The 17,071-nt window shown below is 70.4% G+C and carries 17 protein-coding genes and 1 pseudogene; 5 read left to right on the top strand and 13 right to left on the bottom strand.

Features of this window, described 5'->3' with window-relative positions; genetic code table 11:
* Positions 1-65 precede the first annotated feature (65 nt).
* Positions 66-977: a LysR family transcriptional regulator gene (locus WMF44_RS00500; RefSeq protein ID WP_437297152.1), complete on the top strand. Its 912-nt coding sequence runs from the start codon at positions 66-68 to the stop codon at positions 975-977.
* A gap of 124 nt (positions 978-1,101) precedes the next feature.
* Here the strand turns inward: WMF44_RS00500 and WMF44_RS00505 are convergent, their stop codons facing one another.
* Together WMF44_RS00505 and WMF44_RS00510 are read right to left on the bottom strand one after the other, a co-directional pair.
* Positions 1,102-2,646 carry an IMP dehydrogenase gene (locus tag WMF44_RS00505; RefSeq protein WP_437297153.1) on the bottom strand — a complete coding sequence of 515 codons (1,545 nt, stop codon included), beginning with the start codon at positions 2,644-2,646 and terminating at the stop codon, positions 1,102-1,104.
* A 215-nt stretch (positions 2,647-2,861) separates the two neighbouring features.
* The gene (locus WMF44_RS00510; protein WP_437297154.1) at positions 2,862-3,827 is read right to left on the bottom strand and encodes an AraC family transcriptional regulator; all 966 of its coding nucleotides are present in this window, start codon (positions 3,825-3,827) and stop codon (positions 2,862-2,864) included.
* A 366-nt stretch (positions 3,828-4,193) separates the two neighbouring features.
* Between WMF44_RS00510 and WMF44_RS00515 the strand changes: the two genes are divergently transcribed.
* On the top strand, positions 4,194-5,114 hold the full coding sequence (locus WMF44_RS00515) for a transposase (RefSeq protein WP_437297155.1): 921 nt from the start codon (positions 4,194-4,196) through the stop codon (positions 5,112-5,114).
* A 448-nt stretch (positions 5,115-5,562) separates the two neighbouring features.
* Here the strand turns inward: WMF44_RS00515 and WMF44_RS00520 are convergent, their stop codons facing one another.
* From WMF44_RS00520 to WMF44_RS00530, 3 genes are all read right to left on the bottom strand, one after another.
* A complete protein-coding gene (locus WMF44_RS00520) occupies positions 5,563-6,684 on the bottom strand; it encodes a DUF4185 domain-containing protein (protein WP_437297156.1) in 1,122 nt (373 codons plus the stop codon).
* Between the two features lie 201 nt (positions 6,685-6,885).
* Positions 6,886-7,224, bottom strand: coding sequence for a four-helix bundle copper-binding protein (locus tag WMF44_RS00525; protein WP_437297157.1), 339 nt, complete (start codon positions 7,222-7,224; stop codon positions 6,886-6,888).
* Positions 7,225-7,596: 372 nt separating this feature from the next.
* A complete protein-coding gene (locus WMF44_RS00530) occupies positions 7,597-8,253 on the bottom strand; it encodes a ferritin-like domain-containing protein (RefSeq protein ID WP_437297158.1) in 657 nt (218 codons plus the stop codon).
* 79 nt (positions 8,254-8,332) lie between these two features.
* On the opposite strand from WMF44_RS00530, the gene WMF44_RS00535 reads away from it, so the two are divergent.
* The 3 genes from WMF44_RS00535 to WMF44_RS00545 all read left to right on the top strand — a co-directional run bounded on the left by WMF44_RS00535 (position 8,333) and on the right by WMF44_RS00545 (position 10,817).
* Positions 8,333-9,316, top strand: coding sequence for a hypothetical protein (locus WMF44_RS00535; protein ID WP_437297159.1), 984 nt, complete (start codon positions 8,333-8,335; stop codon positions 9,314-9,316).
* Positions 9,317-9,398: 82 nt separating this feature from the next.
* The gene (locus WMF44_RS00540) at positions 9,399-10,217 is read left to right on the top strand and encodes an MOSC domain-containing protein (RefSeq protein ID WP_437297160.1); all 819 of its coding nucleotides are present in this window, start codon (positions 9,399-9,401) and stop codon (positions 10,215-10,217) included.
* 123 nt (positions 10,218-10,340) lie between these two features.
* Positions 10,341-10,817, top strand: coding sequence for a DUF2059 domain-containing protein (locus WMF44_RS00545; RefSeq protein WP_437297161.1), 477 nt, complete (start codon positions 10,341-10,343; stop codon positions 10,815-10,817).
* Between the two features lie 32 nt (positions 10,818-10,849).
* Here the strand turns inward: WMF44_RS00545 and WMF44_RS00550 are convergent.
* The 8 genes and pseudogenes from WMF44_RS00550 to WMF44_RS00585 form a co-directional block, all read right to left on the bottom strand.
* Positions 10,850-11,292: pseudogene (locus tag WMF44_RS00550) on the bottom strand (alpha/beta fold hydrolase).
* A 127-nt stretch (positions 11,293-11,419) separates the two neighbouring features.
* Entirely contained in the window at positions 11,420-12,226 is an 807-nt protein-coding gene (locus WMF44_RS00555; RefSeq protein ID WP_437297162.1) for a dienelactone hydrolase family protein, read from the bottom strand.
* 415 nt (positions 12,227-12,641) lie between these two features.
* Positions 12,642-13,493, bottom strand: coding sequence for a dienelactone hydrolase family protein (locus WMF44_RS00560; RefSeq protein ID WP_437297163.1), 852 nt, complete (start codon positions 13,491-13,493; stop codon positions 12,642-12,644).
* Positions 13,490-14,473, bottom strand: a complete 984-nt coding sequence (locus WMF44_RS00565) for a TauD/TfdA dioxygenase family protein (protein ID WP_437297164.1) — start codon at positions 14,471-14,473, stop codon at positions 13,490-13,492. Before WMF44_RS00565 ends, WMF44_RS00560 begins: the two co-directional genes overlap by 4 nt.
* Positions 14,474-14,700: 227 nt before the next feature.
* Positions 14,701-14,952 carry a hypothetical protein gene (locus tag WMF44_RS00570; RefSeq protein WP_437297165.1) on the bottom strand — a complete coding sequence of 84 codons (252 nt, stop codon included), beginning with the start codon at positions 14,950-14,952 and terminating at the stop codon, positions 14,701-14,703.
* A gap of 28 nt (positions 14,953-14,980) precedes the next feature.
* On the bottom strand, positions 14,981-15,856 hold the full coding sequence (locus WMF44_RS00575) for a transglutaminase family protein (protein ID WP_437297166.1): 876 nt from the start codon (positions 15,854-15,856) through the stop codon (positions 14,981-14,983).
* A 30-nt stretch (positions 15,857-15,886) separates the two neighbouring features.
* A complete protein-coding gene (locus WMF44_RS00580) occupies positions 15,887-16,300 on the bottom strand; it encodes a DUF4150 domain-containing protein (RefSeq protein ID WP_437297167.1) in 414 nt (137 codons plus the stop codon).
* A gap of 12 nt (positions 16,301-16,312) precedes the next feature.
* Positions 16,313-17,053, bottom strand: a complete 741-nt coding sequence (locus tag WMF44_RS00585) for a DUF3540 domain-containing protein (protein ID WP_437297168.1) — start codon at positions 17,051-17,053, stop codon at positions 16,313-16,315.
* Positions 17,054-17,071: the final 18 nt, after the last annotated feature.

Raw genomic sequence — 17,071 nt, forward strand, 5'->3', positions numbered from 1 at the left:
ACTATGCGGGCGCGAGAGGATTAAGTCGAATGAAACTTTTTTCACGATCGATTAAGTAAAGCTACATGGACGCGTCGCTGCTCCCCGCGCTCGAGGACGTGCTGATGGTGGCCCGGTCGGGCTCGGTCGCCGAGGCGGCGCGGCGGCTGCACAAGACGCCGTCGGCGATCAGCCAGCAGGTGCGCCGGGTAGAGGAGCGCTTCGGGGTGGCGCTGTTCGAGCGCGACGGGCGCGGCGTGCGGCTGAGCCCGGCCGGCGAGGCGGTGCTCGGCGCGATCACGCGGCTGTTCGACCAGGCGGAGGGGGTGTTCGAGCTGCTCTCGGAGCTGGCGGGGGAGCCGTCGACGACCCTGCGCGTGGCGGCGAGCGACTACCTCGGCAAGGGGCTGCTCGTGCCGGTGATCCGCCAGATGCTCGAGAAGCGCGCGCCCGTGCGGTTCGCGATCACGACGGCGAACTCGGTCGACGCCGCGCGGGGGGTGGAGCGCGGCGAGGTGGATCTGGGCCTCGCGTCGGCGTCCTCGGCGGGCGGCGATCTCGTGAAGCAGCCGCTGTTCGTGCAGCCGTTCCTCTGGGTGGGGCCGCGGCTCAAGGGCTCGGCGCCGGCGCTGCGCGAGCGGCTCCGGCACGAGCCGCTGCTCCGGCTGGCGCCCGGCAGCGTGGGGCGGCGGATGCTCGACGCGTACCTGGATCGCGAGCGGATCCGGCCCATCTCGACGATCGACGTGTCGAGCGTGTCGCTCCTCGTCTCGTACGTCTCCGGCGGGCTCGGCATCGGCCTCGCGCCGGCGCTCGCGCTGACCGACGTGGCGCGCTCGCGGCTCGACGTCGAGATCGCGGAGGTCGACCCGCTGCCCGTCGAGCTGATGACGCGCGAGAATTTCCGGCGCAATCCGATCGTCGAGCGCTTCGTCGAGCGGCTCGCCGCCGAGGGGCGCCGCGCGGAGCAGCGCACCCGCGCGCTCCTCGGCGGCTGACAGCGCGCGTGGCGCGCCGCCGCTCGGCAGGTGGACGGGGGCGCGACACGAGGGCTCGCTTCGTCGACCGGAGCGTGCGCCCCGGGGCGCTAGAGCGACGGCCGGCGCGGCCGGCCTGCGTGGCTCAGGGCTCGCGCGTGTTGCCGCGCGTGTCCTTCAGCATCACGTCGTGGACGCCGCCCTCGTGGATGCTCACCGCGGACGCGACGGTCAGGCGCGCGCGCATGTACAGGTCGCGCAGCGAGGTGGCGCCGCAGTTGCACATCGTCGAGCGCACCTTGGCGAGGGTGACGTCGAGGTTGTCCTTCAGCTTGCCGGCGTACGGCACGTAGCTGTCGACGCCCTCCTCGAACTCGAGCTGATCCTTCTTCTTGCTGGTATCGCCGTGGTCGTAGCGCTGCCAGTTGCGCGCACGGTTGCTCCCTTCGCCCCAGTACTCCTTCATGAACTGGTTGTTCACGCGGACCTTTCGCCCGGGCGACTCGTCGAAGCGCGCGAAGTAGCGGCCCATCATGACGAAGTCGGCGCCCATCGCGAGGGCGATGGTGATGTGGTAGTCCTGGCTGATGCCGCCGTCGGAGCAGATCGGCACGTAGACGCCGGTCCGCTGGAAGTACTCGTCGCGCGCCTTGGCCACCTCGATCACGGCCGACGCCTGGCCGCGGCCGATCCCCTTCTGCTCGCGCGTGATGCAGATCGAGCCGCCGCCGATGCCGACCTTGACGAAGTCGGCGCCGGCCTCGACCAGGTAGAGGAAGCCCTCGCGATCGACGACGTTGCCGGCGCCGACATAGGCCGGCTTGCCGAGCGACTTCACGAAGGCGATGGTGTCGCCCTGCCACTCGGAGTAGCCGTCCGACGAGTCGATACAGAGCACGTCGGCGCCCGCCTCCACGAGCGCCGGCACGCGCTCTCTGTAGTCGCGGGAGTTGATGCCGGCGCCGACGATGAGGCGCTTCTCGTGATCCACGTTCTCGAGCGGGTGCGCCTGGTGCGACTCGTAGTCCTTGCGAAACACCAGGTACTGGAGGTGCTGTCGCTCATCGATGACGGGCAGGGTGTTGAGCTTGTGACGCCAGATGAGCTCATTCGCCTCCTGCAGATCGAGGCCGACCTTGCCGCAGTGGATCGACTTGAACGGCGTCATGATCTCGCGCACCGGCGTGCTGAGCGGCGTCTTGCCGAGCCGGTAGTCGCGGCTCGTGATGATGCCGACGAACCTGCCCGTGGGCGTGCCGTCCTCGGTGATCGCAATCGTGGAGTGGCCCGTGCGATCGGTGAGCGCGAGGACGTCGCCGAGCGTCGCGTCGGGGCGCAGGTTCGAGTCGCTCACGACGAACCCGGCCTTGTAGTTCTTCACGCGCCGCACCATGGCGGCTTCCTCCTCGATGCCCTGCGAGCCGTACACGAACGACAGGCCGCCGCAGCGCGCGAGCGCGATCGCGAGCTCGGCGCCCGAGACCGACTGCATCATCGCGCTGGTGATCGGCACGCTGATCGTGAGCGGCGCGAGCCTCGGATCCGGCGGCGTCGCGCCCGGATCGGCCTTGAACCGGGCGACAGGGGCCGTGAGATCGACGTTCGAGGGGACGCAGTCCTTCGTCGTCAGATTCGGGACGAGCAGGTACTCGCCAAACGTCCTGCTCGGCTCATCGTAGATGAATGCCATGTCGGCTCCTAGTGCAAGGATCCCCGGCTGTCAAACGCGAGCGGCGCCGCTCTCTCATGAAAGTCGTGTAATATCGATGGCTTGCGTGGGCCACGGCGGGCTCTGAAGGGCGGCGCGAGGGGCGAGGCGACCGGGGCCCGGCCGCCCGCCAGCGTCGCGGCGAGGCGGTGCAGGAGCCCGGGCAGGAGGACCGGGCTCCCTGGGGCTCGGAGCTGCTAGAGCGGGCGCACCGGCAAGCAGAGCTCGCAGCGGAAGTTGTTGGTCTTGGGATCGCGGAACTCGCCCTGGTAGAGCTCGAAGCAGGGCCGATGGTCGGGCTGATAGCCGCTCTCAGGGAGCCACTTCCCGAAGAGCTGGTCCCAGGCAGAGCCGATCGTGCGCGCGTCGCCGACCCACGCGCCCGCGGCGTACTTGCCGCCGGCGATGTCGGTCACGTTGACGTCGCCGTCCGCCTTGAAGTCCTGCGGGATCACGATGGCGGCGTCGAGGCGGCACTTGGCAGGCTCGGTGACCTTGGGGTTGTCGTGCGCGATGCTGAGGCAGATGCGGTCCGGGGTCCACAGATCGCGCGCGCTGGCCCAGCGGATGAGCCGCTGCCAGGCCTCGCCGACGCTCCCTTCCGGGCCATAGGGGCCGACGGTTCGGACATAGGCCACGTGGTAGCTCGGCAGGGTCTTCACGGTGACGTTCATGATCTCCTCCTCGTCCTGGCGGGCATCCGTGCCCGACGAGGAGGCATCTTGGTCGGGCGCGCAGGCCGCTGCTTTGCACGGATTGCGCTCGACTTGACCCGGCTTGCGATCCGCTTGCCGCGCGTTGCGCGCGTCCGTGGCGCCGCCGTTGCGCCACGCGGAGGCGCTCATGCCGAAGCGCTCCTTGAAGGCGCGCGCGAAGGCGCTCGCCGAGCTGAAGCCGTTCTCGAGGGCGATCTCGAGGATGTCGGCGCGCGGCCGCTGCACGAGGTGGCTCGCCGCGGTCTCGAGGCGCGTTCGCTGGATGAACTCGCGGAGGTTCTCGCCCGTCATGGACTTGAACACGCGGTGGAAGTGAAACGGCGAGAACGCCGCCACAGCCGCCAGCGTGTCGAGGGAGAGGTCCTCCGCGCGATGGGCCTGGATGTAGTCGACCACGCGGTTGACCCGCCGCTGGTACTCGGCGCGGCTCCTGTCGGACGTTGCCACAGGCGGAGGGTAGCTGATGGCTGGTGGCAGAAAAAAGCGCCTCGGCGGTGACCGCACCCAGGTTGAGGCGGTGACCGCACCCAGGTTGAGGGGGGCACGACCGCACCCAGGTTAAGGTGATCGTGGTCGAGGCCAGGCGACCGCACCCAGGTTGGGCGTGCCCACCCAGAGCGCGCGCCTCGGTTTGTGTGAGCCGGAGGTTCCGCTACCCAACCGATGGCGCCAAGGCTAGCAGCCGGCGCAGCGACCGCGGTCCAGGTGGCGGAGCACCTGGCGGCCGCCACCCGTCGTACCCGTCGCGTCGGCATAAGTCATTGAAATCATTGCTCACGATCCCTGGTACGGCATTTGTTCATATGCCCGGCCATGAGCCAGCCTCGTGAGATCACTCCCGGCGCCACCTACCTCATCACCCGCCGCGTCCTGCGCCGGCATCTCCTTCTCCGCCCGGATGCTGCCCTCACCCAGTTCCTGATCTACTCTCTCGCCGTTTCGACCCGTCGATTTGGCATCGAAGTCCACGCTCTTTGCGCGATGTCAACGCATCTGCATCTCGTCGTGACCGATGTGCAAGGCGTTTTGCCGCGCTTCTTGCAGTTTTTCCACCGCATCGTTGCGCTTGGAACGAAGGTCCTCCGCACGTGGGAAGGACCGGTGTGGGACCACGAACCGACGAGCGTGGTGCGGCTGCTGACGCGCGCGGCTACGGTGGAGAAGATCGCCTACGTCCTCGCCAACCCCGTAGCCGCTGGCCTCGTCCGCCACGCGCACCAGTGGCCGGGGGCCAAGTCGGATGTGAGCGAGCTCGGCGGCGGCGTGCTCCGTGCAGTGCGTCCCGACGTGTATCTCGATCCAGAGAATCGGCAGTGGCCGGAGGAAGTAACGCTTTCGCTCGCGCTACCACCCGCCATCGAGCACGACAACGCAGAAGGATTTCGCCGTGAAATCGCGGCCGAGCTTGAGCAGCAGGAAGCGCAAGCCCATGCAGAGTTGCAGCGGCAAGGGCCCCGATTATTGGGCATCAAAGCCGCCAGTACGGTCTCCCCTTACAGCCGCGCGACGAGCTTCGAGGCGCTGCGCGATCGCAATCCGACGTTTGCCGTCGGCCGTAACCAGGGCGATGCATGGCGAATCGCTGGTGCCGCTGTGCGAGCGTTTCGTGCGTCATACCGTGCGGCGCTCGAACGATGGCGTGCCGGGGTACGAAGCGCCGTCTTTCCGGCGGGGACGTGGTGGATGCGCATCTATCATGGCGCCAGCGTGGCGGACGTCGTGCTCACGATGTAGGCACCTCGGCGGTGCGTTACAGCGCCACAGCAGGGCGGGCTAAGGCGCCGTCGTGGGGAAGGTCCGTTTGGGGAAGGTGAAGCGAGCGGCAGCGTTCACGTGGCGCTGGGATGGATTGACGCGCTGGGCTCGCGCGAAGCCGGGTTAAGGTTGTGGTTGGCTGCGTCTGAGCGAATGGCACCTCGGGTGCCGGTAAAGTAGACCTGCCCAACCGATGGAGCGATCCGGCCGGGGCCATTCGGGTTAGGTTCACGGCGGAGGTCGACCGAGCCAGGTCGTCTCAACGATTCGACCATTTTCAGCTGACCCTCTTCACCTGGTCGGCCGGTCTCCGGCAGGCCGCAGGCCTCAACCTGGGTCGGGTCGGCGCAGGCCTCAACCCGCAGGCCTCAACCTGGGTCGGGTCGCCTCAGGCCCAACCTGGGTCGGGTCGTCTGGGTCGGGTCGTCTACTCGAGCTCCAGCTCGACGAGTCGGATCTCTCCCTCCAGGAACCCCGTCTCCCGGAAGTACGTCACGTACTCCACCCGCCCTCCTTCCCGCGCGAGCTCCGCGTGCACGAGCCCGGCATAGGGCCACGCCTCCGGGGTAGGCGGGACCTCGGCGGTGAAAACCACCGCGCTGTCCGACCATGGCCCCTCCGGCGCCGGCGCCGTCCGGAGCGAGATCTCCGACGATACCGGCTCGCTGTACAGCGCGACGTACCTGCCGACGTGCTCGTTCCAATGCACCGACATCATCGGTGCCCCCGCCATGACCGGCTCCGCCTCCTGATGACCCTCCACCCAGCGCCCGTCCGAGAAGAACCGCCACGCGTCGCGCTCCGTTGCCTCCGCGAGCGCGGCTCGCGCGACGAGGCACGGACACGTGAGACCCGAGCACGCGCAGGCGTAAGCGTAGATCATCCCCTCGCGGACGAGCGCCGCCGACGTGAGTGATGGCTCATCCGCACCGAAGAGGAGCGTCGGATCCGCAGCGCCCGGGCGCACCTCCGGGCGTGCGAGGGGCGCATCGAAGCCCTCCCAGACCGCGATCGACGAACCCATCATGTTGAAGTCGAACACCCCGAGCCGCCCCGTCACCTTGCTGTAGAAGACGAGCGCACGGCCAGCCGCCTCATCGACGACGATGGGGCCCGGCCACAGCGCATAGCGCGCTCCGCAGTCCTCCTGGCATGTCTCCTCCGCCCGAGGGTCGGAGTGCGCGAGGTTGAACGCCAGCTCCTCCTTGGTGAACGGCAGGAACTCCCGCGGCGCGCCGGCCGCGTCGAGCGGCTCGGTGAGCGACGAGAGCCCATCCGACGCATCCAGATCGTCGGTCGCGCAGAAGGTGCTCGACCTCCACAGCGCTCCGTCTTCCCCCGGCATCTCCAGGGTCGTGTCGCCGAACACCCACACCGATCGGTCGCCCCACCGCGCGCTGTAGCCGCCGTCCCGCCCTCGAATCGCCGGGACAAACTCCAGCGCACCCAGGTCGCGCACCGCGCGCACCGCAGCCTCGGGCGCGTCCCCGCCACACCCGGCGTACAGGAGAGCGAACCCGGCGGCTCCCATGGTCCTTCGATAACGCATGCGCGCGAGGGTACCATGGGGAGCCAGAACGCCGCCGCCGTCGGCGTCGCTCCGCCCTCGGACCACACGCGACCGCGGCGCCGACGGGCCACCGCGCGCGCGAGGGCTCTGGCCGGGAGGAGCGCGGCGATCCGCAAAGGCGAGGAGAGCTACTCCGCTGCTCGGCTCCCGGTCCGGAGGAACACCATGTCTCCGCCGCGCTCAGATCTGCCGGCAGGCGGCAGCGCAGCGGCGGCACTCGTCAGCGCACGTCTTCATCTGCGTATCACCCGTGAGCTTATCGCAGCTCGCCGCGCACTGTTCGCAGAGGCTCGCGCACACGCTCATCATCTGGGTGATCTGCGGCGAGCTGCGCAGGAGGAGCTTCGACGTCGCCTCGCAGATGTCGGCGCAGTCCTGGAGCAGCCGCATGTGCGGTGCGCTCACGTGAGAGCCTCCCATCTCGAGGCAATACTGCGCCGCGTGCGTGCAGATCGAACCACAATCCTGGGTGAACCGAGCCACCTCCCGGAACGATCTGTCCCCCGGAAACTTGATCATGAGAACCCCCCTTGACCCAGCTGGCCGCCTCTCGCCGCGAGTAAGCCTCGCGACAAGGCGGCAACTTCGGTATCTGGAGGGTGCATGGATTCGATGGCTTTCGCATGTCGGGCCATCCCGCATATAGGCCTCGGAACCGCGACCGACGCCGAGACCGCCGTGCCCTGAACGCGCCTCGCGAACAGCCGGGACGCCGCGAGACATGCGCGAATGCCCCCCGAACGGCTGTTCCCGCCCTGGTCGCTCTCTCTGCGCGACAGCGCGACACGCTAGCTCGCGATCGACGCCCGGACGTCGACGGTCAGAGCGGCGAACCGCATCGGAGCGGCTGGATCGAGCATCGTGGCGGTCCGTCAGGACCGTGCCTGAACACTAGCACCCAGGCGCGCGGCAGATACCCATCTTCAGGCGGGCGATCTCCTGGAGCTCCTCGGCGATCTCGAGCGTGCGCATCGCGGCGGCGCGCGCGAGCGCCTGGGCCTCCTCGGTGACCGCGAGGCGCGTGAGGAGCCGCCGGCCCATCTCGTGGTGATGGCCCTCGTCCGGCTGGATGACCTCGCGGTAAAGGCGCGCGGTCTCGGCGTCGCCTTGCGACTCGCAGTAATCGATGAACGCCTGGTTGTGCACCTTCGCGAGCGCCTCCCGCGTGAACTGGCCCGCTGCGACGCGCTCGACCGTGGAGCCGAGCCCCTTCAAGTACCCGAACATCGGCGTGGGTGGCCCGAACTTCGCCGGGATCGCGGCGGGGTCGACGCCGAGCGCGCGGAGCCGGTCGGCGATGAGCCGGTAGTGCCTCGCCTCGTCGCCGCACTGGCGGGCGAGGGCGAGCTTCACCTCCACGTCGGTCTCGGTGGTGAGCCAGAGCGCAGCCTCCTCGGTCGCCTCGAGCTCCTTCTTGAGCGCGGTCGCGAGCAGCGCCGGGATGCCGACGCCGCTCGCCGGCTCCGCTGCGCGGGCCACTGCGCCGATGTGGGCGAGGCGCTCACCGACCTTGCGGTCGAGCTCGTCGAGGAATTCCTCTGGCTTCATGCGGGACATGATGGGCGCGCCCCGTGCGGCGGGTCAATAGGCCGCGCCTCCGGCGGCCAGGTGGGTGTACCCTCGTCGAATGGCCTGGTGCTTCCTGCCGTCGTGGATCGATCTCGAGTCGGTCTCGATCTCGTTCGACCTCCCCGCTCGCACCGTCTTGAAGCGCACCGGAATCGCCGCGCTCGCCACGTCGAGCGCGACGGCGCTCCGCCTGACGCTCGCGCCGGCGCTCCTGCGGATCACCTTCGAGCCGTACCTCGTCATCGACCTGCCGCCGCCGCTCGGCGACATGGGGCTCCAGCAGGTCGAGTACGACTTCCGTTCAGGCACGATGACGCCCAACGTCTTCTACACGGGAGGGCTCGTCCAGGTCGGAAAGGGATCGGCGGAGGACGAGGCGCGCACCTTCATGCGCGAGCTCGTCACGTCGACGCCCATGGCCATGCCCCCGTACGACCCCACGAGCGATCCCGATCTCGTCGTGACGGTGCGTCAGGTGCTCTCGAACCTCGAGGCCGGCGGCAGCACGGCCGTGCGGGGCGCCCGCTTGTCTGCGCGGCTGACGCTGCGCCAGGAGCTCGCAGGCGGGGTGGGCTCGGACGGGTTCCGCATTCCGGCCGGCGCGGCCATCGCTGCCAGCGTCGATATCGAGGGCACGCGGCAGGAGATCGAGACCGCGCCGCGCGTGCAGCGCATCGAGGTCGACTGCTCCTCGGCGGTGCTCCACAAGGGGGGAGTCGACCAGGCCGACGTCCGTCGCTTCGTCGTGAAGCGCGGCGGCGAGATCGCCGTCGAGCAGGTCGAACCGCTCGGCGCGGCACGAGAGGCAGCGGGCGCCGAGTCGCTCGTGCGCCTGTTCGGCGCCCTGGTCGCGGGCGGCGGCGTCGCGCTCGACCCGCAGCGCCTCGGGCCGAGCGCCGTGGAAGGGCTTGTCAAGGAAGAGATCGCGCGCGCCCTGCGCCCCGCGCTCGTCGACTGGGTGCAGCAGAACGCCGACGTCGTCGTGGGGATGGACCTGCGGCAGGTGCTCGGGATACCGGCGGAGGGAGGCGCCGTGGCATGACGACGGGGAGCGCGGGCGCTCGGAACGCGCGCGCCGCGCTTCTCCGGGCGTCGAGCGCCCGAGGGGTGTTATAAGCTCCGGAATGCGACTCTCCGCGATCCACATCTATCCCGTCAAAGGTTGCCGGGGCCTCGCGGTCGACGCGGCCGCCGTCGACGCGCTCGGCCTCGCGGGCGATCGGCGGTTCATGATCGTCGACCCCGAGGGAAAGCCCCTCACGCAGCGCCCGCTGCCGCGCATGGCGCTCATCGAGACGCAGCTCTCCGAGAGCGCGCTCACGCTCGGCTTCGCCGGCCGGCCGCCGATCTCCGTGCCGCGCAGGGCCGAGGGCGCGCGCCTGCTCACGGTCGAGGTCTGGAGCAGCAGCGGCCTCCTGGCCGAGGATTGCGGTGACGAAGCCGCCGCGTGGCTCAGCGGCGTCCTGGATCACCCGGCGCGTCTCGTCCGCATCGGCGAGGCGTTCCGGCGGCCCGTCCTCAAGGCCTCGGTGGCAGGCCCGGAAGACGTCGTGTCGTTCGCCGACGAGTTCCCGCTGCTCGTGATCTCCGAGGCCTCCCTCGCCGATCTGAACGCTCACCTCGAGGGCCGGGGCGCCGCGCCGTTGCCGATGGATCGCTTCCGGCCCAACCTCGTCGTGAGCGGCTGCGCTGCCTTCGACGAGGACCGGTGGGGCCGCGTCCGCATCGGAGACCTCGTGGTCCGCGCCGGCGGCCCGTGCGCCCGCTGCGTCGTCACCACGACCGACCAGCGCACCGCAGAGCGCGGCCCGGAGCCGCTCCGCACGCTGGCCACGTACCGGCGCGATGCGCAGAAGCCCAGCGACGTGAACTTCGGACAGAACTACATCCAGGAGACGAAAGCCGGCACGTTGCGCGTGGGGGACGAGGTGACGGTCGTGTGACCGAGCGCCCGAACGGCTCCTGCGTGGCGGCTCCAAAGATGGGATGCGGCGGCTCCGGAGAGGGGATGCGGCGGGCCCGCCTGCGCGGCGCGGATCGCGGCGCGGTCGTGATACAAAGGGACCATGAGAAAGCACGCGCTTCGTTCATGGATCGTCTCGCTCGCCGTTGTGACCCTGCTCTCCTTCGTGTCGCTCGGCAGCGCGTACGCCGGAGAGGCGGAGAAGAAGCTCGCCCTGGAGCTCACGCACCTCGTGATGCCGAAGGACGTCTACAACGCGCTCCTCGATCAGCTGATGAGCAGCATGGGAGCCTCGATGCAGCAAGCGGGCGCGAAGATCTCGGCCAGGGACGCCAGCAAGCTGAAGGCGGTGGTCGCCGAGGTGCTGCCGTACGACGAGCTCGTCCAGTGGAACGTCGAGATCTATGCGGGGAAGTTCACCGCCGATGAGCTGAAGGAGCTCATCAAGTTCTACGGTACGCCGGTCGGAAAGAAGGCCGCGAAGCTCCTCCCGGAGATCAGCGGCGAGGTGGGGAAGAAGGTCGGGACGGTCATCGTCCAGCGGATGCCCGCGGCGATGAAGAAGGCCGGTATCCAGTAAAGGGCGCGGCGCTCGGCGGTGCGCTTTGCGCGCTACCGCCTCTGGGCCAGGAAGCCGGCGACGGCGTCGAGCAGCGCCCGTGGCTCATCAGCGCGCACCCAGTGGCTGCTGCGCTCGAAGATACGTAGATCCGCGCCCGGGATGAGCCGCGCGATCTCCTCGGAGAGATCGGGTGGGCAGATCCAGTCGTGTCGGCCGGCGATGATGAGCGTGGGCACCGCGATCTCGGGGAGGCGCGGCGTGAAATCGAATCTCCGCATGAACCCCTCCAGGCCCTGTCCGCGATGATCGAAGTAGACGAGCTGCGCCTGGTCGGCGAGGGGCGTCATCCCGCCCTTGTGCGAGGAGTGATCTGCGCCAGGTCCGCCATGTACGACGAATATCACCGGCTTCTCGCGCATCGCGGGCCGTCGGGGACGAGGCCCATGCCCTCGACGTCGAAGTAGAGCTCGGTGTCTCGGATCCTGGCGCGCACCGCGTCAGGGTATCCGATCGGCGGGGCGCGGTGGCGCGGGCGTGGGGTGCGTGAGGAGTAGCAGTGGAGGCGCAGCTTGTTGCCGGGGCAGCAGGGATCGCCGGGGCGCTGTCGCGGCCGGTCGCCGTCAGGCGACGCCGTGTCGTGTCAGCCAGTCGAGCTGGCGCTGCCAGGCGTCGGCGGCGGCCTCCGGCCGGTAGCTCGGCCGGTAGTCGGCGTAAAAGGCGTGCGGGACGTCAGGGTAGACCCGGATCTCGGCGTGCGCGGCGCCGGGCGCGCTGTTGGTGGCGGTACGGAGCGCCTCCTGCATCGCGGTGACGGTCGGGAGGGGGATGCCCTGGTCCTGTCCGGCATAGAGGCCCAGCACGGGCGCCTGCAGCGCGCTCGCCACGTCGATCGGGTGCTTGGGCTGGGCCTCGGTCCGATCGCCGGTCAGGCGTCCGTACCAGGCCACGGCCGCCTTCAGCGCCGGGTTGTGCGCGGCGTACAGCCACGTGATGCGCCCGCCCCAGCAGAAGCCGACCGCGGCCGCCTTGCGGACGTCGGCCTTTCCGGAGGCCTCGGCGAAGGCCACGCTCGCATCGAGATCCGAGAGCACCTGCCGGTCGGGCACGCGGCCCGCCAGAGCCCGGAACTCGTCGACGGTGCGGAGGTGGCTCGGGTCGCCTTGCCGAACGAACAGATCCGGGGCGAGGGCGTAGTAGCCGCGGTGCGCGAAGCGACGGACCACGTCGCGGATGTGCTCGTGGACGCCGAAGATTTCCTGGATCACCAGCACCAGAGGGAAGGGGCCACCGGAGGCGGGGTGGGCGCGGTAGCCGGGGAGATCACCGGCGGGCGCGGGAAGGGAGATTGCGCCGGCGATGAGTCCGGCGTCATCGGTATGGATGGGCTTCGGAGCGTTGCTCTCGGCGATGGGCGTGGAGGCGGTCATGGCGCGCGCCCAGCAGGCTCCGTGCCATGGGCGGGACCGACCCGACCCAGGTTGAGGTTCGAGGTTCCGACCCGACCCAGGTTGAGGTTCGACGAGGTTCCGACCAGGTTCCGACCCGACCCAGGTTGAGGTTCGACGAGGTTCCGACCAGGTTCCGACCCGACCCAGGTTGAGGTTCCGGAGCTTCCGACCCGAGGTGCTGACCCGGGTTGAGGTTCCGGAGCTTCCGACCCGACCCAGGTTGAGGTGCCCCAGGTTGAGGTTCCGGAGCTTCCGACCCGACCCAGGTTGAGGTGCCCCAGGTTGAGGTTCCGGAGCTTCCGACCCGACCCAGGTTGAGGTGCCCCAGGTTGAGGTGCTGCCGACCCGACCCAGGTTGAGGTACCAGGTTGAGGTACCAGCGACGGAGCTGCAGCTACCCTGCAGCGCGCGCACCCTCGCCGGCGACGGCCTGCGGCCGCCATTGCGCGACGTTGCCGGTGCGCTCGGCGAAGAATTCCCGCGTGCGCCGCCACGAGAGCTGCGCCGCGTCGGCGTGGTACGCCGGCCGCGTCTCGTTGAAGAACCCGTGGCGCGTCCCAGGGTACACGAACGAGATCAGCTCCCGCCCCGCAGCCCTGAACGCCTCCCCCACCGCTCGCGCCCTCGGGGTGATCGCCGGATCCTCCTCGGCATAATGCACCTGCAGCGGAAACCGCACGTTCTTCACCTGCTCCAGAGCCGGCGCCTGCCCGTAGAACACCGCGCCCGCCGCGAGCGCCACGCCTGCGACCGCGAGCTGCCCCACGAGCCCCCCGCCCAGCGAGAACCCGACGGCGGCGACGCCCCCCGGCCGCACGTCCGACCGGCCGACGAGGGGCGCCGCCGCCGCCCTCGCGTCGGGCAGGTACGTCGACGTGTCGCGGCTACCGAACCAGGCGAACACCTTCTTCAGCCGCTCCTGCTCGCTCGCCGGCAACCGCGCGACCACCTCGTCGCGGTCGGCCGCGCGCAGCAGGCTCACCCCCCGGGCCACCTCCGCCTCGGTGAAGGTCCGGTGCGTCGCGTCGTGCGAATACAGGTTCGGCGCAAACGCGAGGTACCCTTCCTGCGCGAAGCGCCTTGCCAGCTCGATCGTATGGACCGTGAGCCCCAGCCCCTCGTGGAGGATCAGCACCGCCGGCGCCGGCGAGCGCCCGCCCGGCGCCGGGCGGACCTGCACCGCCTCCACCGGCCCGTGGGGCCCCTCGAACGACGTCCTCTCGACGCCCGCGCTCGCGACGCTCATGCCTGCACCTCCGCCTCGGGCGTCTTGTCCTTGCGGGCGGGCTTTACCTTGCTCGGAGGCCGCTTGCCGAACGGCTCCCCGGCCACGATCTCGGAGCGGACCCCGTCGACCCCCACCGGGATGTCTCCGGTCAGCGTTACCCGGTAGAGGACGCGCTCGACGTCGAGGTGCCCGAGGTCCTGCGGCCCCAGGTGCGCCGTGGCCCGGTTGTCCCAGAACGCAATGCTGCCCGGCTCCCACCGGAACCGCACCGTGTACGCCGGGCGGCTGATCTGCTCGAAGAGTAGGTCGAGGATCGCGCTGCTCTCGCGCGGCGACAGCCCGACGATGTGGCTTGTGAAGCCCGGGCTGACGAACAGCGCCCGCTCTCCGGTCTCGGGGTGGACGCGCACCACGGGGTGGATCGAGATCAGCGGGTTCTCGCGCACCTTGCGCAGGTACGGGCTGTCCTGGTCCTGCGGCGCGAACCGCAGCCCGAAGCGGTGCTCCGCGCGCAGGCCATCGACGAGCGCGCGCACCGGCGCGGACAGCCCCTCGTAGGCTGCCACGAGGTTCGTCCAGGTCGTGTCGCCGCCGTAGGGCGGCAGGATGTGCGCCCGCAGGATCGACGCCGCCGGCGGGTTCACGGCCGCGGTGACGTCGGTATGCCAGCGGTTCTCGTAGCTGAAGCGCCTGCCGTAGCGGCGATCGTAGCGGCGGCTGTCGATGGCGAGGATCTCCGGGTGCTCGTCGAACGGCTCGTCCTCGTGCGGATGGGCATAGGTCACCTCGCCGAAGCGCGCCGCGAACGCGATCTGCTCGGCGTGGCCGAGCGGCTGGTTCCGGAAGAAGACGACCTTCCACTTCAGCAGCGCCGCGCGGATGGCCGCCACGGCCTCGTCGGGCAGCGGCTTCGAGATGTCGGCGCCGTGGATCTCGGCGCCGATGTGCCCTGCGAGCGGCTTCACCTGGATGGCTTGATCGGATGCTCTCTGGCTCATGGGTCTCCTCCGCGTGGTCCCCCCGCCACGTCCTTCGCGACGGTCGGTATGCGGGCGCCGTGCCAGGGAGCGAGCGGCGGCGTACGCGTGAGGACACACGGGGCGGGGCGCGCGTGCGGAGGTTCGTTTGGCGGGGGACCGAGGTGGCCGGGGCATCGTGACATCGCCGCCCGCGGCGAGCGCGTCGAACACCTTCGTCCTCTCCGCGATATCGCCGAAGCGCAAGCTTACCTCGATGTTGCTCCCTTCGCGGCCGGCGTGCCGGGCATCGTGTCGCTGACCAGGATGACGCCAGGACCGATGTGCAGCGTGGCATGGATGATCCGGTCCTTGCTCTCGGGAGATGCGTTGTCGCCCGGCACATCGCCGAAGCGCATCACGCCTTCACGCTTCGCCCAGAGCGCGCTCTCGTAGCGCTTGATGGCCCTCTCGGCGGTTCCGTCGAACATCGGACAGGGATCCAGGCGTTTGAACGACATGGGTGTGCCCCGTGCAAACGGCGCTACGTCATTCGCTTCCCTGCGGCGCCACAACGATCTCCGTCCGCAGCTGGACGCCGCGCGCGCCTTCGGCGGTGCCCCTGAGGGGCGCGACGTCATCGTAGTCGCGTCCATAGCCCAGCACGATATGCCCGGGCGCGCTTAGGCGCCCGAGCGTCGGATCGAGGTCGTGCCAGCCGCCCGACGGCAACCACACCGACGCCCACGCGTGCGAGGCGCGCGCCGGCGCCGAGGCGGAGCCGGCCACGTAGCCGCTCGCATAACGCGCCGCGAGGCCCATCGATCGCAAGCACGCCACGGCGAGGTGCGCGAAGTCCTGGCAGACGCCGCGCCGGAGCTCGCAGAAGACGGCGATGCCGGTGTCCGCGGCGGTGACGCCCGGGGTGAAGGTGAAATCCCGTCGGATCTGGTCGACCAGCCCCTCCAGCGCGCCGCCGAGCGGGAGGCCCTCCCGGAAGCACCCCCGCGCGTAGTCCGCCATCGCGCCGCTCCGCGGCGCGCGCGCCGTGCCCTCCACGAGCGCGCGCAGCGCCGGGTCCTCCGCCGCGGCGGCCGCCGTGCGCGCCGCCACCGCCCGCCAGTCGTCCCCGAGATCGCCGGCGCCGCCCGCCTCCTCCTCACAGAGGCGCACGACGCTGAGGGCCGTGACATCGATCGCGCCGAAGCTCCCGCAGATCTCTATCCGCGCGCAAAGGTTGCCGAAGGCGTCCTCCTCGACCCGCCTCGAGCGCGGCAATGGCCGCACCACGAGCTGGTGAAACTCGACCGCTTGATGCGGCAGCGCGCGCGGGGTGAGGTGCGCCTCCAGCCGGCACGCGACCGCGCCCTCGGCCCCGAGCTCGTACCGGCTGCGGTGAACCACGCGGTAACGACGCGCCGCCACGTGGACCCCCTCCGCCAGCCGCGCGGCCCCTCAGCCGCCCACCATCACCTTCGCCTGCGACGGCGCGACCTGCACGCCCATGGGCATGTTCGGGCTCTTTCCGTTCTGCGCCACCGCGCACGCGTGGAACACGACCGGATTGCCCTCGGCCTTCACCTTCGCCGAGAAGCTGCGGAACATCGCCTCGCCCTTGATCTTGCCGCTCACGACGCCGCCGGCGGCGCCCGCCTCGTCGCCGGTCGACATCGGGATCTCGCTCTGCTTCGTGAGCACCGGCTTGCCCTCCACCAGCACCTTCAGGGCGCAGGTGCTCGGGAGCGCCTGGTTGCACATCGCCACGTTCGGGTACGGCAGCGGCACCGGCGGACCAGGCGGCGCAGGGGTCTTGCACGTGTCCGGCATGGCCTGGCAGATCCCGGCCTGCGTCGTGGTCACAGGGAACATCGCCGCGCCCTCCTAACCCAGGTTGATCCGCTGGCCATCGATGCTCACGTCCTCGCGCGCGTCCACCGATACCTCGCGCCCGCGCAGCTCGATCACGTCCTCGACCAGCGCGCGCACCCGCCCGGCGCGGAGCTGGTGCAGCTCGCGCACCTCCTGGAAGAGATCCCCCGCCCGCGCGATCACCCGCCCGGCGATCGACTCGATCTTGCCCACGGTGGTGTGCGCCCGCTCCAGCACGGCGGTGAGCGCCCGCCCCTCATAGCGCGCCTCGGCGATGCGCACGTCGCCCCGCTCGGCGACGGCGGCGAGCGCCTCCCCGGCCACGGTGACCCGCCCGGGCGCGACCTGCACCGTGGCGCCGCGCTCGCCGGCGCGCGCGCTCAGGGTCGCGCCGCTCCGGCTCGCGATAGCGACCTCGCCGGCCGCCCAGCAGCGGATGGCGCCGCCCGCAACGAGATCGATGTCGCCCCCGGGCGCCGCGAGCGAGAGGCCGCCCGCCGCGACGAGGCTGCCCCGACCGGTCTCCGCGTCGTACTCGAAGAGCAGCCGGCCGGCCCGGTCGTGCACCGCGACGACCTCATGGCCGTCGCGCTCGACGATCGACGCCGAGGCGCCCGCGCGCGCCACGATGCGCAGCGGTCGCTCCTCTGACTGCGCGCACGGCGCGCACGGCGCGCCGTCGCGGAGCCCCTCGGGGCGCGCGTCGGAGGGCGGGGGCTCGACGGGGAGAGCAGGGAGGGCAGCGGTGGGCATGGCGGTGGTCCTCGGGTC

The organism is Sorangium sp. So ce426 (assembly GCF_051475585.1).
Classification (GTDB): domain Bacteria; phylum Myxococcota_A; class Polyangia; order Polyangiales; family Polyangiaceae; genus Sorangium; species Sorangium cellulosum_B.